General features: G+C 63.5%; 16 protein-coding genes and 2 pseudogenes. 16 read left to right on the forward strand and 2 right to left on the reverse strand.

Going from position 1 to position 19,502, the window contains the following annotated elements:
• The first annotated feature begins 62 nt into the window (after window positions 1-62).
• The 9 genes and pseudogenes from merA to EV671_RS00785 all read left to right on the forward strand — a co-directional run bounded on the left by merA (window position 63) and on the right by EV671_RS00785 (window position 9,643).
• Window positions 63-1,748 carry a mercury(II) reductase gene (merA, locus tag EV671_RS00745; protein ID WP_003156770.1) on the forward strand — a complete coding sequence of 562 codons (1,686 nt, stop codon included), beginning with the start codon at window positions 63-65 and terminating at the stop codon, window positions 1,746-1,748.
• 17 nt (window positions 1,749-1,765) lie between these two features.
• A complete protein-coding gene (merD, locus tag EV671_RS00750) occupies window positions 1,766-2,131 on the forward strand; it encodes a mercury resistance co-regulator MerD (RefSeq protein ID WP_000995360.1) in 366 nt (121 codons plus the stop codon).
• Window positions 2,128-2,364, forward strand: coding sequence for a broad-spectrum mercury transporter MerE (gene merE / locus EV671_RS00755; protein ID WP_003132004.1), 237 nt, complete (start codon window positions 2,128-2,130; stop codon window positions 2,362-2,364). Before merD ends, merE begins: the two co-directional genes overlap by 4 nt.
• Window positions 2,361-3,350, forward strand: a complete 990-nt coding sequence (locus tag EV671_RS27145) for a DUF3330 domain-containing protein (protein ID WP_003132006.1) — start codon at window positions 2,361-2,363, stop codon at window positions 3,348-3,350. The genes merE and EV671_RS27145 overlap by 4 nt, the downstream gene beginning before the upstream one ends.
• A gap of 130 nt (window positions 3,351-3,480) precedes the next feature.
• A complete protein-coding gene (locus EV671_RS00765; protein ID WP_003124096.1) occupies window positions 3,481-4,041 on the forward strand; it encodes a recombinase family protein in 561 nt (186 codons plus the stop codon).
• A 2-nt stretch (window positions 4,042-4,043) separates the two neighbouring features.
• A pseudogene (locus EV671_RS00770) lies at window positions 4,044-7,009 on the forward strand (Tn3 family transposase).
• Window positions 7,010-7,029: 20 nt separating this feature from the next.
• Window positions 7,030-8,277, forward strand: coding sequence for a Y-family DNA polymerase (locus tag EV671_RS00775; RefSeq protein ID WP_338139927.1), 1,248 nt, complete (start codon window positions 7,030-7,032; stop codon window positions 8,275-8,277).
• Window positions 8,278-8,285: 8 nt separating this feature from the next.
• On the forward strand, window positions 8,286-8,654 hold the full coding sequence (locus EV671_RS00780) for a hypothetical protein (protein ID WP_132569105.1): 369 nt from the start codon (window positions 8,286-8,288) through the stop codon (window positions 8,652-8,654).
• 92 nt (window positions 8,655-8,746) lie between these two features.
• A pseudogene (locus EV671_RS00785) lies at window positions 8,747-9,643 on the forward strand (DUF72 domain-containing protein).
• A gap of 29 nt (window positions 9,644-9,672) precedes the next feature.
• Here EV671_RS00785 and EV671_RS00790 read toward each other — a convergent pair.
• Window positions 9,673-11,013 carry a hypothetical protein gene (locus EV671_RS00790; protein ID WP_132569106.1) on the reverse strand — a complete coding sequence of 447 codons (1,341 nt, stop codon included), beginning with the start codon at window positions 11,011-11,013 and terminating at the stop codon, window positions 9,673-9,675.
• 60 nt (window positions 11,014-11,073) lie between these two features.
• Between EV671_RS00790 and EV671_RS00795 the strand changes: the two genes are divergently transcribed.
• The 4 genes from EV671_RS00795 to EV671_RS00810 all read left to right on the forward strand — a co-directional run bounded on the left by EV671_RS00795 (window position 11,074) and on the right by EV671_RS00810 (window position 17,048).
• Window positions 11,074-11,283, forward strand: a complete 210-nt coding sequence (locus EV671_RS00795) for a helix-turn-helix transcriptional regulator (RefSeq protein WP_165917430.1) — start codon at window positions 11,074-11,076, stop codon at window positions 11,281-11,283.
• Window positions 11,284-11,668: 385 nt separating this feature from the next.
• Window positions 11,669-14,512: a DDE-type integrase/transposase/recombinase gene (locus EV671_RS00800; protein ID WP_132569108.1), complete on the forward strand. Its 2,844-nt coding sequence runs from the start codon at window positions 11,669-11,671 to the stop codon at window positions 14,510-14,512.
• Complete coding sequence (locus EV671_RS00805; protein ID WP_132569109.1) at window positions 14,512-15,645, forward strand: AAA family ATPase; 1,134 nt, start codon at window positions 14,512-14,514, stop codon at window positions 15,643-15,645. Before EV671_RS00800 ends, EV671_RS00805 begins: the two co-directional genes overlap by 1 nt.
• Window positions 15,642-17,048, forward strand: coding sequence for a TniQ family protein (locus EV671_RS00810; RefSeq protein WP_132569110.1), 1,407 nt, complete (start codon window positions 15,642-15,644; stop codon window positions 17,046-17,048). Before EV671_RS00805 ends, EV671_RS00810 begins: the two co-directional genes overlap by 4 nt.
• Before the next feature lie 226 nt (window positions 17,049-17,274).
• Here the strand turns inward: EV671_RS00810 and EV671_RS26625 are convergent, their stop codons facing one another.
• Window positions 17,275-17,421 (reverse strand): hypothetical protein, encoded by a 147-nt coding sequence (locus EV671_RS26625; RefSeq protein ID WP_165917431.1) that lies wholly within the window; start codon window positions 17,419-17,421, stop codon window positions 17,275-17,277.
• Between the two features lie 164 nt (window positions 17,422-17,585).
• Here EV671_RS26625 and EV671_RS26630 point away from each other — a divergent pair, with 164 nt between their 5' ends.
• The 3 genes from EV671_RS26630 (at window position 17,586) to EV671_RS00820 (ending at window position 19,488) form a co-directional block, all read left to right on the forward strand.
• Window positions 17,586-17,759 (forward strand): hypothetical protein, encoded by a 174-nt coding sequence (locus EV671_RS26630; protein WP_165917432.1) that lies wholly within the window; start codon window positions 17,586-17,588, stop codon window positions 17,757-17,759.
• 183 nt (window positions 17,760-17,942) lie between these two features.
• The gene (locus tag EV671_RS00815; protein ID WP_132569111.1) at window positions 17,943-18,857 is read left to right on the forward strand and encodes a DNA-processing protein DprA; all 915 of its coding nucleotides are present in this window, start codon (window positions 17,943-17,945) and stop codon (window positions 18,855-18,857) included.
• On the forward strand, window positions 18,841-19,488 hold the full coding sequence (locus EV671_RS00820; protein ID WP_132569112.1) for a hypothetical protein: 648 nt from the start codon (window positions 18,841-18,843) through the stop codon (window positions 19,486-19,488). The genes EV671_RS00815 and EV671_RS00820 overlap by 17 nt, the downstream gene beginning before the upstream one ends.
• Window positions 19,489-19,502: the final 14 nt, after the last annotated feature.

Raw genomic sequence — 19,502 nt, forward strand, 5'->3', positions numbered from 1 at the left:
AACGGCACCGCAGCACAACGGACGTCATTGTCTGGCGCCACAAACGATAAAGGATCTGTTGCATGACCCATCTAAAAATCACCGGCATGACTTGCGACTCGTGCGCGGCGCACGTCAAGGAAGCGCTGGAAAAAGTGCCAGGCGTGCAGTCGGCGCTGGTGTCCTATCCGAAGGGCACAGCGCAACTCGCCATCGTGCCGGGCACATCGCCGGACGCGCTGACTGCCGCCGTGGCCGGACTGGGCTACAAGGCAACGCTAGCCGATGCGCCACTGGCGGACAACCGCGTCGGACTGCTCGACAAGGTGCGGGGATGGATGGCCGCCGCCGAAAAGCACAGTGGCAACGAGCCCCCGGTGCAGGTAGCGGTCATTGGCAGCGGTGGAGCCGCGATGGCGGCGGCGCTGAAGGCCGTCGAGCAAGGCGCGCAGGTCACGCTGATCGAGCGCGGCACCATCGGCGGCACCTGCGTCAATGTCGGCTGTGTGCCGTCCAAGATCATGATCCGCGCCGCCCACATCGCCCATCTGCGCCGGGAAAGCCCGTTCGATGGCGGTATTGCGGCAACTGTGCCTACGATTGACCGCAGTAAGCTGCTGGCCCAGCAGCAAGCCCGCGTCGACGAACTGCGGCACGCCAAGTACGAAGGCATCCTGGGCGGTAATCCGGCCATCACCGTTGTGCACGGTGAGGCGCGCTTCAAGGACGACCAGAGCCTTACCGTCCGTTTGAACGAGGGTGGCGAGCGCGTCGTGATGTTCGACCGCTGCCTGGTCGCCACGGGTGCCAGCCCGGCGGTCCCGCCGATTCCGGGCTTGAAAGAGTCACCCTACTGGACTTCCACCGAGGCCCTGGCGAGCGACACCATTCCCGAACGCCTTGCCGTAATCGGCTCGTCGGTGGTGGCGCTGGAGCTGGCGCAAGCCTTTGCCCGGCTGGGCAGCAAGGTCACGGTCCTGGCGCGCAATACCTTGTTCTTCCGTGAAGACCCGGCCATCGGCGAGGCGGTGACAGCCGCTTTCCGTGCCGAGGGCATCGAGGTGCTGGAGCACACGCAAGCCAGCCAGGTCGCCCATATGGACGGTGAATTCGTGCTGACCACCACGCACGGTGAATTGCGCGCCGACAAACTGCTGGTTGCCACCGGTCGGACACCGAACACGCGCAGCCTCGCGCTGGACGCAGCGGGGGTCACTGTCAATGCGCAAGGTGCCATCGTCATCGACCAAGGCATGCGCACGAGCAACCCGAACATCTACGCGGCCGGCGACTGCACCGACCAGCCGCAGTTCGTCTATGTGGCGGCAGCGGCCGGCACCCGTGCCGCGATCAACATGACCGGCGGCGATGCGGCGCTCGACCTGACCGCAATGCCGGCCGTGGTGTTCACCGATCCGCAAGTGGCGACCGTGGGCTACAGCGAGGCGGAAGCCCACCACGACGGGATCGAGACCGACAGCCGCACCTTGACCTTGGACAACGTGCCGCGTGCGCTCGCCAACTTCGACACACGCGGCTTCATCAAGTTGGTTATCGAGGAAGGCAGCCATCGGCTGATCGGCGTACAGGCGGTCGCGCCGGAAGCGGGTGAACTGATCCAGACGGCGGCTCTGGCCATTCGCAACCGCATGACGGTGCAGGAACTGGCCGACCAGTTGTTCCCCTACCTGACGATGGTCGAGGGGTTGAAGCTCGCGGCGCAGACCTTCAACAAGGATGTGAAGCAGCTTTCCTGCTGCGCCGGGTGAGAAAAAGGAGGTGTTCAATGAACGCCTACACGGTGTCCCGGCTGGCTCTTGATGCCGGGGTGAGCGTGCATATCGTGCGCGACTACCTGCTGCGCGGATTGCTGCGCCCGGTGGCGTGCACACCAGGCGGCTACGGCTTGTTCGATGACGCCGCCTTGCAACGGCTGTGCTTCGTGCGGGCGGCCTTCGAGGCGGGCATCGGCCTCGACGCGCTGGCGCGGCTGTGCCGGGCGCTGGATGCGGCGGACGGCGACGAAGCGGCCGCGCAGCTTGCCCTGCTGCGTCAGTTCGTCGAGCGTCGGCGCGAAGCGTTGGCCGATCTGGAAGTGCAGTTGGCCACCCTGCCGACCGAGCCGGCACAGCACGCGGAGAGTCTGCCATGAACAACCCCGAGCGCTTGCCGTCCGAGACGCACAAACCGATCACCGGCTACCTGTGGGGCGGACTGGCTGTGCTGACTTGCCCCTGCCACCTGCCCATCCTCGCTGTCGTGCTGGCCGGCACAACCGCCGGTGCTTTCCTCGGCGAGCATTGGGTCATCGCGGCGCTCGGTTTGACCGGCCTGTTCCTTCTGTCCCTGTCGCGGGCGTTGCGGGCATTCAGGGAAAGAGAATGAGCGCTTTCCGGCCGGATGGATGGACGACGCCGGAACTGGCCCAAGCGGTCGAGCGCGGGCAGCTTGAACTGCACTACCAGCCCGTCGTCGATCTGCGCAGTGGTGGGATTGTCGGCGCGGAAGCCCTGTTGCGCTGGCGTCATCCGACGCTTGGACTATTGCCACCGGGCCAGTTCCTGCCCGTGGTCGAATCGTCCGGCCTGATGCCTGAAATCGGCGCTTGGGTGCTGGGCGAAGCCTGCCGCCAGATGCGTGACTGGCGAATGCTGGCATGGCGACCGTTCCGGCTGGCCGTCAATGTTTCGGCGAGCCAAGTGGGACCGGACTTCGACGGGTGGGTAAAGGGCGTGCTGGCTGATGCCGAGTTGCCCGCCGAGTATCTCGAAATCGAGCTGACCGAATCGGTCGCGTTTGGTGATCCGGCGATCTTCCCCGCCCTGGACGCCTTGCGGCAGATCGGTGTGCGCTTCGCCGCCGATGACTTCGGGACGGGGTATTCCTGTCTGCAACATCTGAAGTGCTGCCCAATCAGCACGCTCAAGATCGACCAATCGTTTGTCGCCGGGCTCGCCAACGACCGCCGCGACCAAACCATCGTGCACACCGTGATTCAGCTTGCGCACGGGCTGGGCATGGATGTGGTGGCTGAAGGCGTGGAAACATCGGCGAGTCTTGATCTATTGCGACAAGCGGACTGCGACACAGGACAAGGCTTCCTGTTCGCGAAGCCAATGCCGGCGGCGGCATTCGCCGTCTTCGTCAGTCAATGGAGGGGTGCCACCATGAATGCAAGTGACTCGACCACCACCAGTTGCTGCGTGTGCTGCAAGGAAATCCCGCTCGATGCCGCCTTCACCCCGGAAGGCGCGGAATACGTCGAGCACTTCTGCGGGTTGGAGTGTTATCAACGCTTCGAAGCGCGTGCCAAGACAGGGAACGAAACCGATGCCGATCCGAACGCCTGCGACTCGCTACCGTCAGATTGAGGCATACCCTAACTTGGCGTCAGACCATCCGGCGCTAAATCGTCAGAATAGAGTTGCCTTCCGAATTGATTGACATACGCCGTCAAGGGTCATAGATTTCTTCCTGACACATTTCCCTCAGGAGGATACCTTGCACGGTCAGCGCATCGGTTACGTCCGCGTCAGCAGCTTCGACCAGAACCCAGAACGGCAGCTCGAACAGATCCAGGTGGATAAAGTGTTCACCGACAAGGCGTCGGGCAAGGACACACGGCGGCCCGAACTGGAACGGCTGCTCGCCTTCGTGCGCGAAGGCGACACGGTCGTGGTGCACAGCATGGATCGTCTGGCGCGCAACCTCGACGACCTGCGCCGCCTGGTGCAGGGCCTCACCCAGCGCGGCGTACGCATCGAGTTCCTTAAGGAGCATTTGACCTTCACCGGCGAGGACTCGCCGATGGCGAACCTGATGCTGTCGGTAATGGGCGCGTTCGCCGAGTTCGAACGCGCCTTGATCCGCGAGCGGCAGCGCGAGGGCATCGCGCTCGCCAAGCAGCGCGGGGCCTACCGTGGCAGGAAGAAATCCCTGTCGTCTGAGCGTATTGCCGAACTGCGCCAACGTGTCGAGGCTGGCGAGCAAAAGACCAAGCTGGCTCGTGAATTCGGAATCAGTCGCGAAACCCTGTATCAATACTTGAGAACGGATCAGTAAATATGCCACGTCGTTCAATCCTGTCCGCCGCCGAGCGCGAAAGCCTGCTGGCGTTGCCGGACACCAAGGATGAGTTGATCCGTCACTACACGGACGCGAAACCGACCTCTCCATCATCCGGCAGCGGCGCGGCCCGGCCAACCGGCTGGGCTTCGCCGTGCAGCTCTGTTACCTGCGCTTTCCTGGTGTCATCCTGGGCGTCGATGAGCCGCCGTTTCCGCCCTTGTTGAAACTGGTCGCCGACCAGCTCAAGGTCAGCGTCGAAAGCTGGGACGAATACGGGCAGCGGGAGCAGACCCGGCGCGAGCACCTGGTCGAACTGCAAACGGTGTTCGGCTTCCAGCCCTTTACCATGGGCCACTACCGGCAGGCCGTCCAGTTGCTGACCGAGATGGCCTTGCAGACCGACAAGGGCATCGTGCTGGCCAGCACCTTGATCGAGCACCTGCGGCAGCAGTCGGTCATTCTGCCTGCCCTCAACGCCGTCGAGCGGGCGAGCGCCGAAGCAATCACCCGCGCCAACCGGCGCATCTACGATGCCTTGGCCGAACCGCTGTCGGACGCGCATCGCCGCCGCCTCGACGATCTGCTCAAGCGTCGGGACAACGGCAAAACGACCTGGCTGGCCTGGCTGCGCCAATCGCCCGTCAAACCGAATTCGCGGCACATGCTGGAACACATCGAACGCCTCAAAGCGTGGCAGGCGCTCGACCTGCCTTCTGGCATCGAGCGGTCGGTGCACCAGAACCGCCTGCTCAAGATCGCCCGTGAGGGTGGCCAGATGACGCCCGCCGACCTGGCCAAGTTCGAGGCGCAGCGACGCTATGCCACCCTGGTGGCGCTTGCCATCGAGGGCATGGCCACCGTCACCGACGAAATCATCGACCTGCACGACCGCATCCTGGGCAAGCTGTTCAACGCCGCCAAGAACAAGCATCAGCAGCAATTCCAGGCGTCCGGCAAGGCGATCAACGCCAAGGTGCGGCTGTTCGGCCGCATCGGCCAGGCGCTGATCGAGGCCAAGCAGGCGGGCCGCGATCCGTTCGCCGCCATCGAGGCCGTCATGTCCTGGGATGCCTTCGCCGAGAGCGTCACCGAAGCGCAGAAGCTTGCGCAGCCCGAGGACTTCGATTTCCTGCACCGCATCGGCGAAAGCTACGCCACGCTGCGCCGCTACGCGCCGGAATTCCTTGCCGTGCTCAAGCTGCGGGCCGCTCCCGCCGCGAAGGACGTGCTCGACGCCATCGAGGTGCTGCGCGGCATGAACAGCGACAACGCCCGCAAGGTGCCCGCCGACGCGCCGACCGAGTTCATCAAGCCGCGCTGGCAGAAGCTGGTCATGACCGACACCGGCATCGACCGGCGCTACTACGAACTGTGCGCGCTGTCGGAGATGAAGAACGCGTTGCGTTCCGGCGACATCTGGGTGCAGGGGTCGCGCCAGTTCAAGGACTTCGAGGACTACCTGGTGCCGCCCGCGAAATTCGCCAGCCTCAAGCAGGCCAGCGAATTGCCGCTGGCCGTGGCCACCGACTGCAACCGGTACCTGAACGACCGGCTGACGCTGCTGGAAACACAGCTTGCCACCGTCAACCGTATGGCGACGGCCAACGAGCTGCCGGACGCCATCATCACCGAGTCAGGCTTGAAGATCACGCCGCTCGACGCGGCGGTACCCGACACCGCCCAAGCGCTGATCGACCAGACGGCAATGATCCTGCCGCACGTCAAGATCACCGAACTGCTGCTGGAGGTGGACGAATGGACGGGCTTCACTCGGCATTTCGCGCATCTGAAATCGGGCGACCCGGCCAAAGACAAGAACCTGTTGCTGACCACGATCCTCGCCGACGCGATCAACCTGGGCCTGACCAAGATGGCGGAGTCTTGCCCCGGCACGACCTACGCCAAGCTGGCTTGGCTGCAAGCCTGGCACATCCGCGACGAAACCTACGGGGCGGCGCTGGCCGATCTGGTCAACGCACAGTTCCGCCATCCCTTCGCCGAGCACTGGGGCGACGGCACCACCTCATCGTCGGACGGCCAGAACTTCCGCACCGGCAGCAAGGCCGAGAGCACCGGCCACATCAACCCGAAATACGGGAGCAGCCCAGGGCGGACGTTCTACACCCACATTTCTGACCAGTACGCGCCATTTCACACCAAGGTCGTGAACGTCGGCGTGCGCGATTCGACCTACGTGCTCGACGGCCTGCTGTACCACGAGTCCGACTTGCGGATCGAGGAGCATTACACCGACACGGCGGGCTTCACCGATCACGTCTTCGCCCTGATGCACCTCCTGGGCTTCCGCTTCGCGCCGCGCATCCGCGACCTGGGCGACACCAAGCTCTACATCCCGAAGGGCGACGCCGCCTATGACGCGCTGAAACCCATGATCGGCGGCACGCTCAACATCAAGCACGTCCGCGCCCATTGGGACGAAATCCTGCGGCTGGCCACCTCGATCAAGCAGGGCACGGTGACGGCCTCCCTGATGCTCCGAAAGCTCGGCAGCTACCCACGCCAGAACGGCCTGGCCGTGGCGCTCCGCGAGCTGGGCCGCATCGAGCGCACGCTGTTCATCCTGGACTGGCTGCAAAGCGTGGAACTGCGCCGCCGCGTGCATGCCGGCCTGAACAAGGGCGAGGCGCGCAATGCGCTGGCCAGGGCAGTGTTTTTCAACCGCCTGGGTGAAATCCGCGACCGCAGTTTCGAGCAGCAGCGCTACCGGGCTAGCGGCCTCAATCTGGTAACGGCTGCCGTCGTGTTGTGGAACACGGTCTATCTGGAACGGGCTGCGCACGCGCTGCGTGGCAACGGCCATGCCGTTGATGACGCGCTGTTGCAGTACCTGTCGCCGCTCGGTTGGGAGCACATCAACCTCACCGGCGATTACCTCTGGCGCAGCAGCGCCAAGATCGGCGCGGGCAAGTTCAGGCCGCTACGACCGCTGCAACCGGCTTAGCGTGCTTTATTTTCCGTTTTCTGAGGCGACCCCTGCCAGTCGTTGTACTGTCCAACAACGACGGCTGTGCGGTGGCCAGGAGCGACGAGGCTCGAGCCCTTGGCGTCAAGATGGGTCAACCGTTTTTCCAGTTCCGGCACTTGGAAGAAGACGCCGGCCTGGTGGCGCTGTCAGCCAACTTCGGGCTCTACGGCGACATGAGCGACCGCTTCATGAGCTTGGCTGCCGGCCTGGGCCCCGATCAGGAGATCTACAGCATCGACGAGACCTTCATCTCGCTGGACGGGGTGCGCGGCGACTTGGTGGCCCGGTCTCGAGCGTTGCGCGCACGCGTGCTGCAGTGGTTGGGTCTCCCCTGCAGCGTCGGCATCGGTCCGACCAAGACGCTGGCGAAGTTCGCGAACCACGTGGCCAAATCGGCTGAGCGCAAGCCGGGAAGCTACCCCGCCGAGTTCGCTCAGGTCTGCCACCTCGGCAAGCTCTCCCAAGCCGCCCTTGATGAGCTGCTGGCGGCAACGCCCGTCGGCGACATCTGGGGTGTCGGGCCTCGCATCGAGGAGCAACTGCGCGCGTCCAGCGTGACGACGGCCAGTCAGTTGTCGAAGCTCGATGCCAACACAGTGCGCTTGAATTGGTCCGTGGTGCTCGAGCGCACGGTCCGCGAGCTGCAGGGCACGCCGTGTATCGAATTCAAAGATGCGCCGGAGCCGCGCCAGCAGATCGCGTCGACGCGGTCGTTCGGGCAGCCGGTGCGCGAGTTGGGGCCGCTGATCCAGGCGGTGAGCGAGTTCGCCACGCGTGCGGCAGAAAAGCTGCGTTCGCAGCAGAGCCACGCGGGCCGAGTGATGGTGTTTGTTCGCACCAGCCCCTTCAGGAAAAAGGACGCCCAGTACTCGCGCTCCGTGGTGATCCCGCTGCGCCGACCCTGTGCAGATACCGCCGCCATCGTCCGTGCAGCGATCGACGGGCTCCATGGCATCTACAAGCCAGGCTTCAACTTCGCCAAGGCAGGCGTCATGCTGATGGATCTGCAGCCTGCGGCGGAGGGACAGCTCGAGCTGGATCTCGAATCGGATGAGCCAGCTCGCGACCGCGACCGGCTGATGACTGCGGTCGACGTCGTCAATGACAAGTTCGGCAAGGGCACCCTACGTATAGGCTCTGCCAAACCGCGGAGATCGCCGCAGGGGCTCTGGGAGACCAAACTCGAGCGGCGCACGCCGGCCTACACGACGGAATGGAATGCCATGCCGGTCGTCAGATGTTGAGAGAGGCCATGGCAACGATCCAGGCGACGAAATTGCCACCGGTCAAGAGTGGGCAAGTTGCACCGGCCATCGACACCGTGTTCATCGACCACCCGATCGTGCGGCGGGCCTTCGAGCTCGCCGGGAAGCATCCTGATTGGACAGGCCTTCAGGTGCTGGACGTCGCCATGAACGGCCACGTGGAGACCCCTCCGGACTTCGAGACCATGTCCAACGACAACGGCTACATTGACTGGTTGAGCCCCCCATCGCCGTTCGCTCACCTGCTCAAGGCGGCGTTTGCGCCCAACCTCACTGAAGAAGCGTTCGACGCCCGATCCGACGAGTGGCACGAGGTCATCGACGCCTTTGGCTCAAGGTACCGCCTTTGGAGATAGCCATGGACGACCTTTTCGGTGATGCCGATCCCAACATCGCGCTGCTCGCCGCTCCTAAGGCGGTCGGGCCACGGCAGAACGTGGTCGTCGGCATGGCGTCCTGGGCCGATCCCTCGCTGGTCAAATCGAAAAGGTTCTATCCCAAGGGCCACTCGGCGCCCGAGAAGATGCTGCGCTACTACGCGAGCCAATTTCCCATGGTCGAGGTCGACAGCAGCTTCTTCGCCATGCCGACAGCGAGCAACGCGGCGCTGTGGGTGGAGCGCACACCCAAGAACTTCAAGTTCAACATCAAGGCGTTCAGGCTTCTGACCGGGCACCAAACGGCGCCCAACGTCTTCCCGCCCGATATCCAGCAAGCTCTGCCGCCGCTGACCGGCCGGAAGAAGAACTGGTACTACGCCGACGTACCGGGCGAGATCGTCGACGAGCTGTGGCGGTGATACAAGGAAGCCATCGAGCCTCTCAGGGCGGCCGACAAGCTTCGCGCCGTGCACTTCCAATTCGCTCCTTGGGTCACCGGCGCGCCTGAGTGGAAGGCCCATGTCGAGGAATGCGCCGCCCGGATGGGCGACTATCGGCCGGCGGTTGAGTTCCGCAACAAGTCCTGGTTCGGTGACGGACGGGCTGAGAGCACGTTGGCTTGGGAACAAGCCATGGGCGTCACGCATGTCATCGTTGACGAACCTCAAGGCGTGGGCAACTACGCCCACGGCGTGTGGGCGGTAACTACGCCCGACTTGGCGCTCGTGCGCCTGCACGGGAACAACGAGGACACGTGGTCCGCGAAGGGGCTGTCTGCCGCGTCTGAACGCTTCAACTACGAATACAGCGATGAAGAGCTGCAAGAGATCGCGCGGCGCACCGCCGCCATCGCTTCAGTCGCGGAAAATGTCCAGGTCGTGGTCAACGTGAACTTCGAAGACCAGGGCATCCGTGCCGGCCGGCGCCTGACGGACTATCTGTCCAGGACCCGATCGGCCGGCTGACCAACGGCCTCCGCCTGACGGCTGACTTTTCACCCATGCCGGCTCAGCTTCGGCAGCACTCCTGCGTGCCATTGCGCCATGCGGTCTGCGCGCCGTCGGTGATCCGGGCGCGGCAAAGCCAACGCCGCGGTGAGGCGCTTCGCCAGATCGTTGAGCGGATGCACCGGATCAGCGTACCTCCGGAGCCAGAGACCGATAGCCGTCGGCGTGATGTCAATGGCCTCGGCGATCTCCTGGCGATTCATGCCCGCCTCGGCCAACTGGCAGGCCTGCAGCATGACCCTACGAGACCTCACGCCGACGCCGCGATGGCCCGTCGCAGAGGCCTGAACTTCCAGCCAAGCGTGTGCGGCCTGCAGCGTCGGCCCCCATGCGGCCAGGTCGAATTCAAGCGGGTCAATGCGCGCCTGAAGCTGTCGCAGTAGTTCATGGTCGGGACGGTCGCTCTCCGGACCGATCACCTTTTTCAGATGCGCGCTCGCTCTGACTGCACGTTGGAGTGCGTTGCGCGTCTTCTGCTCGTCCAGCGTGCGCAGGCCCCACAGGATCCGCCCCACCACGATGGGCATTCGCGCCGGGTGGATGCTGGGTGCCAGTCCATGGCTGTTCGTCAATTCCGGGTTGCGACGCTTGAGCCGCGAGTCCTGCTGGCGGCGAGCATCCCGTTCATGCAAGGCGCCATGGGCGGCGCCCGACTGGCTGTGCTCATGGCAGTAGGTTTGGCCAGGAATAGCCCAGCGAAAGCAAATACCGCAGCGGCGCACTTTTTGAAGGCCCCGCTCAGCAATGCCGATCAATGCCAGTGCCATCAGGTGAGCTTGCCCGGGCGTGCCTAAGCGGCGAGACATGGCCTCTAGGACCGCGTATGCGGTGCGCATCAAGGTGACGGGCGTGCTCAGGTCCACCGGCGCGGCGACGCCGTGCCACCAGGTGTGAGCCTTGGTCAGTTGATCAACGAAGCCGGACGGCGTGACCGTGTTGAGGTCCCATGAAAGCTTATTGGCTTCCCGGCGCAACCCGGCGACCAGCGCTTTGACCAGCTGCTCGGTCCCAGGGAAGACCTTGACGTCTATGTCCAACCTGTTGGGCAGCGCCGCGAGTCGTTGTTCGAACGTCGTGTCGCGCGCCGTGCCGTTGGGCAGGCGGCCACGTGTCTGCCGCCGGAGCGCCGCTCCTGATTCCGCCGCGAGCACGAGAACGTCGACGCCACTTGTCCACGCGTGACGATACGACTTGCTTATCACACCAGAACAATAGAACCATGCAGGTAAACGCTTCCTGCGCTCACCCGTATCGAAAGACGTTATCCCAGTTTTCCTTGTCACACCAGTGGCTTGTTCTTCTTCTGGAAGAACTTTTGTTGTCTGCAATAGTTTGCATGCCAATGCACGTAGATGCAGAAACTGCCTCCACGAAATGGAGGAATTTCTTTGGAAACGTTGCTGAGTGCACAGGAAGTTGCGGCCTTGCTGAAGGTCTCGCTGCGCAAGTTTGAGCAGATGGTGAAGGACGGCAAGGCGCCGCCTCACATCCGGTTGGGCCGTTTACGCCGGTGGCCGGTGGAAGAGGTGAACGAATGGATGGACGAACGTCTGCGTGAAGGCGCGGGCGCACCACATGTCGGAGAGGAGGAGAACTGAAGCGCGCGACCTCACGTCGTGACGCTCTGCCTGGGGTCCGCACGTAGCCCCCGGCAAAAGTCAGATCAGCTGATCTGACCACCAGCGGGCCAGGTCTTCACAACCATGGACCGCCTGGGCCGGCGCCCAGATATTCACTGCCAAAAAGCAGAAGGGCCTGGGAGCGATTACCAGTCGCTGTCCAAGCCCTTTGACTCTGCCCGACTAAAACATGCACGCGTCGTCGTCGTTGGGCTGATTCTACTCTGCACCGTGGGCCTAGCGCAAGTGGGTCTGGTCGCGGCGTACCTGCTTTCCTGTGAGCTGCTTCGATGCGACGTTTCGCGAAGAAGCGGGCGCCTGCCTTTGCCTCAACTCACACAGGCGCCACGCGCCAAGGAAAGCTATGAAAGTCAGACCCGCCGGGCATTCACACGCGCCCATATCCACGCCACTGCGCACCAACGCGGCTTCCTACAACAGCGAGATCGTCGATGCGGTCCGCGAGGTCCTCGAAGAGCTCAAGATCCCGAAACTCGGGCGCACGTTCGTCGAGCAGGCGCTGCTAGCGCCATCGCGCATGACCGGCGCGGCGCGGCGCAATCTCAGCGGCCGCTATCCGAGCACGCGCATGGGCGTCACCATCCAGTTCGAGAGTGGCACGCTGGAACTTGCAACCATCGACGAGCTGGAGCACGACGAAGCTGTGATCGCGTTTTGTGACCAGACGCCAAAGATCAAGCTCGCGTATCAAGCCGCCAGCGGCAAAACCAAGTCCTACTTGGTCACTCCTGACTTCGTGGTGATCTGCGCGTCACGCGTCTTCTTGATCGAGTGCAAGCCCCTTGACGTCATCCGCCGAAAGGCTGAGGCAGAGCCTGAGCTTTATGCCTACGCCAACGGCAGATGGACATGCCCGCCTGCCCAGCGCCAAGCGGCGGACATGGGCTTCGAGCACGAGCTGTGGTCGGAGGAGCGCTTCAACGCGATACGGCGCGGCAACCTCACCTTGCTGTCCGACTACGTATTCATGCGGGACGGATCCCCCGCTCATGAGTCACTGCAGCCGCGGATAGAGGAGATTTGCGAATTGGTGCGTGGCGCCGGCGTGATCACCATTGCATCGCTGTTGCAGGCACGCCCTGGGCTGACGATCGATCACGTCTACGCATCGATCGCTTCAGAGCGAATCGCCGCGGATCTCGGTGGAACTTCCCTTTTGCGTCATGAGACCTGCAGTCTGTACCCCGACAAAGCGACCATGCAGGCGATGAAGGGAAGCGCCGACGGCATCGGACTTGCCGCGAGCTGGGTTGGACCGACGGTCGTCGACTTGAAGCCCGGTGCCGTGGTCGAGTGGGATGGTCTGAGCGCCGAGGTCGTCAACGCAGGCGCAGAACAGATTCATTTCAAGCGCGAGGATGGGAGTCTGCTTTCCTTGAATCGCGGCGTCGTGGCCGAGCTGATCAGAGCCACAAAGCTGGTGCAGCACAGATCACTGAGCGCCGCCGTCGACGACCGTGTCGCCGCGGCTCAGAAGTTCATCCTCAGCTGTCGCGTCGAGGATCTCGAAGTGGCCAACGAGCGGCTCGCCACCATCTGGCCGGTGATCAAGGGCTGGACCATTGCCGAGAACCGAACAGTGCGGCGGTGGGTCCATTCATACCGCGAAGCCGAGGCGTCGTTTGGCTACGGATTCCCCGGACTCGTTCCTAAGTTCATCGCCTGCGGCAATCGCCAAAGGAGGCTGCTTGAGGACCAGCTGAAGATCGTTACCAAGATCGTCAACGAGCTGTGGCTCAACGATCGAAACATCAACAAGAGGCGCGTCCACGAAGCTATTGCCTTGGAGTGCAACGAAGCAGGCCTGCCAGTTCCAGGCTACAGCTGGCTCTGTCGATTCATCGAGGAACTGCCTCAGTACGAGGCCAAGGTGGCACGCCAAGGTCGGAAGGCGGCATATGGGATTTCGCCACGCGAATCGGAGGACCCGGACGTCCTTCTGAACAGTGAGCCTGTTCGAATCTGGGAACGCGCCCACATCGATCACACGCAGATCGATCTGGAGCTCATCTGCAGTTCGACCGGTGTGAACCTGGGTAGGCCGTGGGTGACTGTGATGATCGACCACTTCTCTCGGCGCATCGTTGGCTTCTTCCTGACCTTCGACCCGCCGTCCTACCGCTCGGTGCTCATGACCTTGCGGGACTGCGTACGCCGGTATGGCCGGCTACCCGATGCCATCGTGGTCGACGGCGGCAAGGAGTTCCGCAGCACCTGGTTCGAAGTGGCTTGCGCGTTCAATCAAGTCCGCATCATGCGGCGTCCGCCTCGACAGGGGCGCTTCGGGGCGCAGATCGAGCGGTTCTTTGGCACCCATAACACGATGCTGCTGCACACCCTTAAGGGCAACACGCAGCTCAGAAAGAACGTGCGACAGATGACACCCGAGGTCGACCCATCAAGGGCTGCCATCTGGACCTTTGGCGAGCTGAACGAGCTGCTCTGCGACTTCTACTACCAGATCTACGACCAGGCCGAACACTCCTCGATCCTGTGCTCACCTCGAGTTGCGTTCGACCGCAGTCTGGCGCGCCACGGCACACGCGACATGCGCCGCGTGGTCTATGACGAGGCCTTCCAGATCATGACGTGCCCGAGTACGGACAAGGGTCACGCGAAGGTCCAGCCCGACGGTGTCAAGATCAACTACTTCTACTACAACAGCCCCCGGCTCAAGAAGCACCTGGGCACCAGCGTCCAGGTGCGCTACGAGCCCTTTGACATTTCGGTGGCTTGGGCGTTCTTGGACAACCAGTGGGTGCGCCTGCGGTGCCGCTTCGAGAGCTTGCTGCTGGGGTTGGGCGAACGCGAAGTGGCGATGGTTACCGAGGAATACCGGCGTCTGTATGGCGCGGCCCGGCGTCGCCGGCTGAACGACACGTCGCTGGCTGAGTTCCTGAGGGAAGTTCAGAAGAAGGAACTGCTTCTGACGGAGCGCAAGCGGGCCATGGAGCAGTACCTGACGTTCGGTACGCCGCACGCCCGTGCTGAAGCCGACAGCGACTCGGCGCTGCCGGCGCCTGCTCCCGCTGTGCCGAGCCCGGAATCGCCTGCGTCCGCCGTGCCCGCAGCTCCCGCGGCGCCGGCGACGCCCGCCGCCCCGGCAGAGCCGGTGGGGGCTGCCGCAGTCCCGGCGGCTGAGCTGCCCGTTGACTTTGACGAGAACGAAGAAATGGAGACGTTCTGATGAGTACGGACGAACGCCCGCTCGTTTTCGCAGCGCCTTTGCCCTCCATCGACGAGCGGCTAGCAAAGTTCCATGGCTTGCGCATCAAGCACCCGAAGCAGCACGTTGCGCTGAATCGCATCAGCTTCCTGCTGAACTACTCACCGAGCGTGGAGTTGGTGGTTCTGGCTGGACCAAGCGGCGCAGGGAAGTCGACGTTGCTCATCCATCTCGTCGAGATGTTCGATGCCGCAAGCGGCCGCCAAAGGGATGACGACCCGGCCCGAGTCGTCATCCTCTACTCAGTCGCGGTTGCCTCGGGACACCGGGCCTTCGACTTTCGCCGCCTTTATCGAGACGCACTCAAGGCGCTGCGTGACCCCTTCGCGGACGCGCGTGGTCGCGGCAGCGATGAGCCACGAGTGGTGCTTCATGGCGAAACCCGGGGGTCTGCCCGGTTGCGGGAGGATCTGGAGAAGGAGTTCCGCAGCCGCGGGGTGCTGTACTGGATCATCGACGAAGCCCATCACATCGTGCGGGGCGGCAAGAGCGGCGCCCCTGGGGACCAATACGACATCTTGAAGTCGCTCGCGCAGACCACGGGCGCGAAGCTGGTCCTCTCCGGTACCTATGACCTTCCGGAGTATCTGGCGTCGTCGGGCCAACTGGCCCGGCGCAGCGAGACTGTGCAGATCGCCCGTTATCACTGGAGCGTTGCCGCTGACCGTGAAGCATTCCTGAAAGTCGTGAACAAGCTGTTCCGGGAAATGGGTCTTCGCGAAACGCCGGACGTCAAGGCCAACGCTCCGACGCTCTTCGCCGGCGCCATCGGCTGTGTGGGCATCTTCAAGGATTGGGCCGCTCGCGCCCTTGCGCTGGCTCTGCAGCAGGGCTCGGACACGTTGACCATGGACCACATGCACGCCACGCGCCTTAGCCAGCAGCAACTCAGCACGATCTTGGAGGACGTCGAGGAGGGCGAAGCGTTCATGGCGCTTTTCGGGCAAGACGAATTTGACTCGTCGCTTCTCAACCGCATCCTGCGCGGACCCGACAAGGAGCGGCCGCGCCGTGCGGCGCCGTCGAACAAGAGTGGCGCGAGGAAGCCCGGCGAGCGGGCATTGGGGCGTGATGCCGTGGGGAGCCCCCAATGATGGTGGATGTGGAAATCACCTCGCATCACCCTGCGGAGAGGTCCGAATCAGCGGTGCTGATGCGTCTCGCGCCTGCGGGTGTCGGTACACCGATGGTCGAGTCGCTGAGCGGCTACGTCCGCAGGCTGGCCGGATTGCACAGGGTCACGTCGATGCAGGTCGAGCGCCTGGTCAACGACGCCGGGGAGCGGATTTTTCGGGACGTGTCTACCCAACCGTTCCGACTCGATTTGCCCACGGCAGGGGCGTACCAGTTCTCGCGGCGCCTGGCGGAGATGGTCAGGGAACCGTCTGTGCACCGGCTGGGCTCACCTTGGCATGAGCACTGGGCGCCACCCCAGTCGTTCAAGCTGACCAGAAGTTGGTGCCCGGATTGCCTTGACGAAATGTCCACGCCCTACTCACCGCTGGTCTGGTCGTTGAAGGCCTACACGGTGTGCCATATGCACCAAGTTGCTCTCGTCGACGCTTGCCCGTGCTGCGGCGCGACGCAGTCCGAGCATCGGGTTGGGTCTGCGGCCTTGACGTCTTGCAATCACTGCGGCGGGTCCCTCAAGCGAGACGCGACGGTGGAGCGACGCCCTAAGGCTTCTCCTCCTGTTAGGTGCGACCAGTCCACCCTTGCAGCAGAGCTGATCGGCGATCTGCAGAATCATGGCGATGACGTCCGAACGCCGCCCGACGTCAATCGCATGGTCCAGCAGGCTATCGACCTGAAACACATCCGCAGTGCTTCAGAGCTGGCTAGCTTGGCGAAGATCAGCAAGGGTACGCTCCATCGGCATTGCACATCCGAGTCAAATCTGACCGCTGACGTGCTGCTGCGCTTGTGCGTAGCCGCTCGGATCGCTCCTGGGTCGCTATTCGGACTTCGAGCTCCAAACGATCCGAGCTCCTTCGCTGGTCGGGCATCGGCCTATTTCCTTCCTGAATCACGCGTGCGTCTGGCGCGGGACTGGGAAGCCATCCGCCGCGCACTGGCAGCCGCGATGGAGGAGGAGAACATTCCTTCGGTGGCTGAGTTCGCGGCACGTCATGAAGTTGGCGCCCGGGAGCTCAAGTCGCAGTGGGGAGCCATGGCACGATCGCTGACCGCGCTGCGCCTGAAGCAGATCGAGGAGCGGCGCCGGGCTGCTGTTGCAGCCTTGGCCGATCAGATTGAGGACAGTACACGCGCGCTGTGGTCCAACGGCGTGCGGCTAAGTGGTCGACGCATCGCCCGCACGGTCGCCGTTCGCCGTGAATCGCCTATCTTCATCGCAGCGATGGGACAGCTTTGCACAGGCGTGCAGCCCAGCACGACCGACGAGGAAGACGCCGTGCCCGATGTCGACAGCGCGATGCCGCTTGCCCACGTCGCCCGCCGGTCCGACCCGCTTGCTGGCGAGGGGTCAAGGAGTTGATGGCCACTTGGCGGTGCGCACACGCTCGCTCTAGCCACCCACCTGCGAGCGCGCCTACGTCAGTCGGTCACGGCGGGCGTCGTCGCTGCCGTATCGGCTGCGCTTTCCCGCTCCCGGGTACAGCAGGTGGCGCCTCCTGGCGGCACGCTGAACCATCTTGTTCATAGAGCTGACCTGCGGCGTCGCCCTGGACGGGAACAAAGAAAAGGTCCGCCTGGCTTGCGCATCAGGCGGACCGATAACCACCGCTGTCGATGGCCTCGCTCAGGGAGGAAAAGCGAGGGAACTTGCGTTCGGCGATGACTATATCGGTCGCGCGCTCGGGCGACCCGCCATCGGGCAGTCGGAAACTGACCAAGAGACGACGATTCATGACTGAAGGTCATGGCCACCGAGCATGGAAGGATTAAGGTTGGTCCTCGGGATTAGAGGAAAACCCCTAGGAAAACGGACGAGATTTCGGAGGCGCGCTGCCTATACGAGAAACAGGCCGCATCGGCGCTGTTCATCTCTAACCCTCTATCTCAAGGAGCTCGAATGAAGAAGTACATGAAATCTCTCGTCCATCTCGTCCAAGCCGCTTCTGTCTTCGCGAAGGCTATCCGCGGCCGCGACATCGACGTCGGCGCGTATCTTGTGGCGCTGGCCGCCGTTGAAGCCACGGCGCGCATCGCGGTCCGCTTCCTGGAACTGAAGTCCGGCGGCGTCTAAGCGACCCAGCCGCCGTAAGGGGCGCCGAGCGCAAGCTCGTGCGCCCTTTTTTGTCTCCGCACCTGGCTTCGACGATCAAGCTCGAAGCAGTTCACCGACCACGCTGGGAGTCCGTCCGGACATGGGGCGGCGCTAAAATCGCCCACCCAGCTCCTGCCCGAACAAGCCGCCCAACAGACCGCCATGAACCTCGATGCGTCCCTGAACGCCTTGGACTCAAGCGCTGTCTCGCCGATGCTTGAGCTGGGAGCTTATGAGTGGCTGTGGGCCCGCAGCGACGGACGCGTGAAGCCCTCGTTCAGGGCCATTGCCCAGCTCTTCCGCGACAACCCCGGCTTGTTGCCGTCTGAACTGGTTCCTCCCGACCAGGCCATGGCTTGCGCTCGAGAAGTGCTCACCCGCTTTCGCAAGCGCGACGTCGGCCCCTTCGGCTTCCGAATCCGTGGACTCGAGGATTACCCGTCGCCGCTTGAAGACGCCGAGAACCCACTTGAGTTTTTGTACTACCAGGGCAACTGGGACCTCGCCTACTCGCCGAAGCGGGTGGCGATTGTGGGCACGAGGGAACCGAGCGACGAGGGTCTCCGGCGCACGCGAAAGCTAGCGTCCCTGTTGGTCAAGGACGGCTACACCGTGGTCTCGGGTCTCGCACGCGGTGTGGACACTGCGGCGCATGAAACGGCCATCGAAGTGGGTGGCGAGACCATCGCCGTCATCGGCACGCCGCTCGACCAGGCCTACCCCAAGGAAAACGCAGAGCTTCAACGGCGCATCGCCAGGGACTACCTCCTGGTGAGTCAGGTGCCGGTGCTGTGCCACGCGCAACGGCCGCCAACGGTCAACCGCTTCTTCTTCCCCGAGCGGAACATCACGATGTCTGCACTGACTCAGGCGACGGTGATCGTCGAGGCAGGCGAGACGTCTGGCACGCTCATTCAGGCGCGTGCGGCCCTGGCGCAAGGTCGCAAGCTGTTCATCTTGGACAGCAACTTCCGCAACCCCAAGCTGACCTGGCCAGCCCGCTTCGCAGAGATCGGCGCCATCCGGGTCAAGGACTTCGAGGACATCAAGTCCGCGCTCGATGACCCGACTGCTTAAGGTCGACGACAGCAATCGCTCTGACCATTGGTTCCTGACCGCGGGGGACCGGTGCTACTACTTCTACGAATACACGGCGCACAAGGGCTTTGGCTTCAGCAAGGTCAACAGCTTCATCTCGAACCTGAAGAAGCCTCCGTCCCAGCGTTATGAAGGGCACTACCGATACAAGGGCAGCGCGATCCAGGAAGCGGCGAGCCTCATCCGCGGCGTCCTTGAGAAGTCGCCTGGCCTTGTGACCTCTGCCACCCTGGTGCCGATCCCGCCGTCCAAGCCCCCCGAACACGTCGACTACGACGATCGCATGGAGCAGGTCGTTAACAGGGCCTGTGCCGGCCTGCAGGCTGATGGACGGTGCCTGATCGCCCAGAAACAGGCATACGAGGCGTCGCACCTGCAGGGGGAAGGCGGCTCTCGGATCAAGCCGGTTGACCTGCAGGCGCTATACAGTCTCGTGGCACCCAAGCCTCGCGGTACCGTCATCCTGATCGACGACGTGTTGACCACTGGCGCGCACTTCGTCGCTGCCAAGGGCGCGATCTTGGCTGAGTACCCCGAAGTGCAGGTCGCGGGCATCTTCTTGGCACGGCGAGCGATCCCCGCGCCGGCGGATGACGATCTGGAAATTTAGACAGTAGCCCCCTG

The organism is Roseateles saccharophilus (assembly GCF_004342485.1).
Lineage (GTDB): Bacteria > Pseudomonadota > Gammaproteobacteria > Burkholderiales > Burkholderiaceae_C > Pelomonas > Pelomonas saccharophila.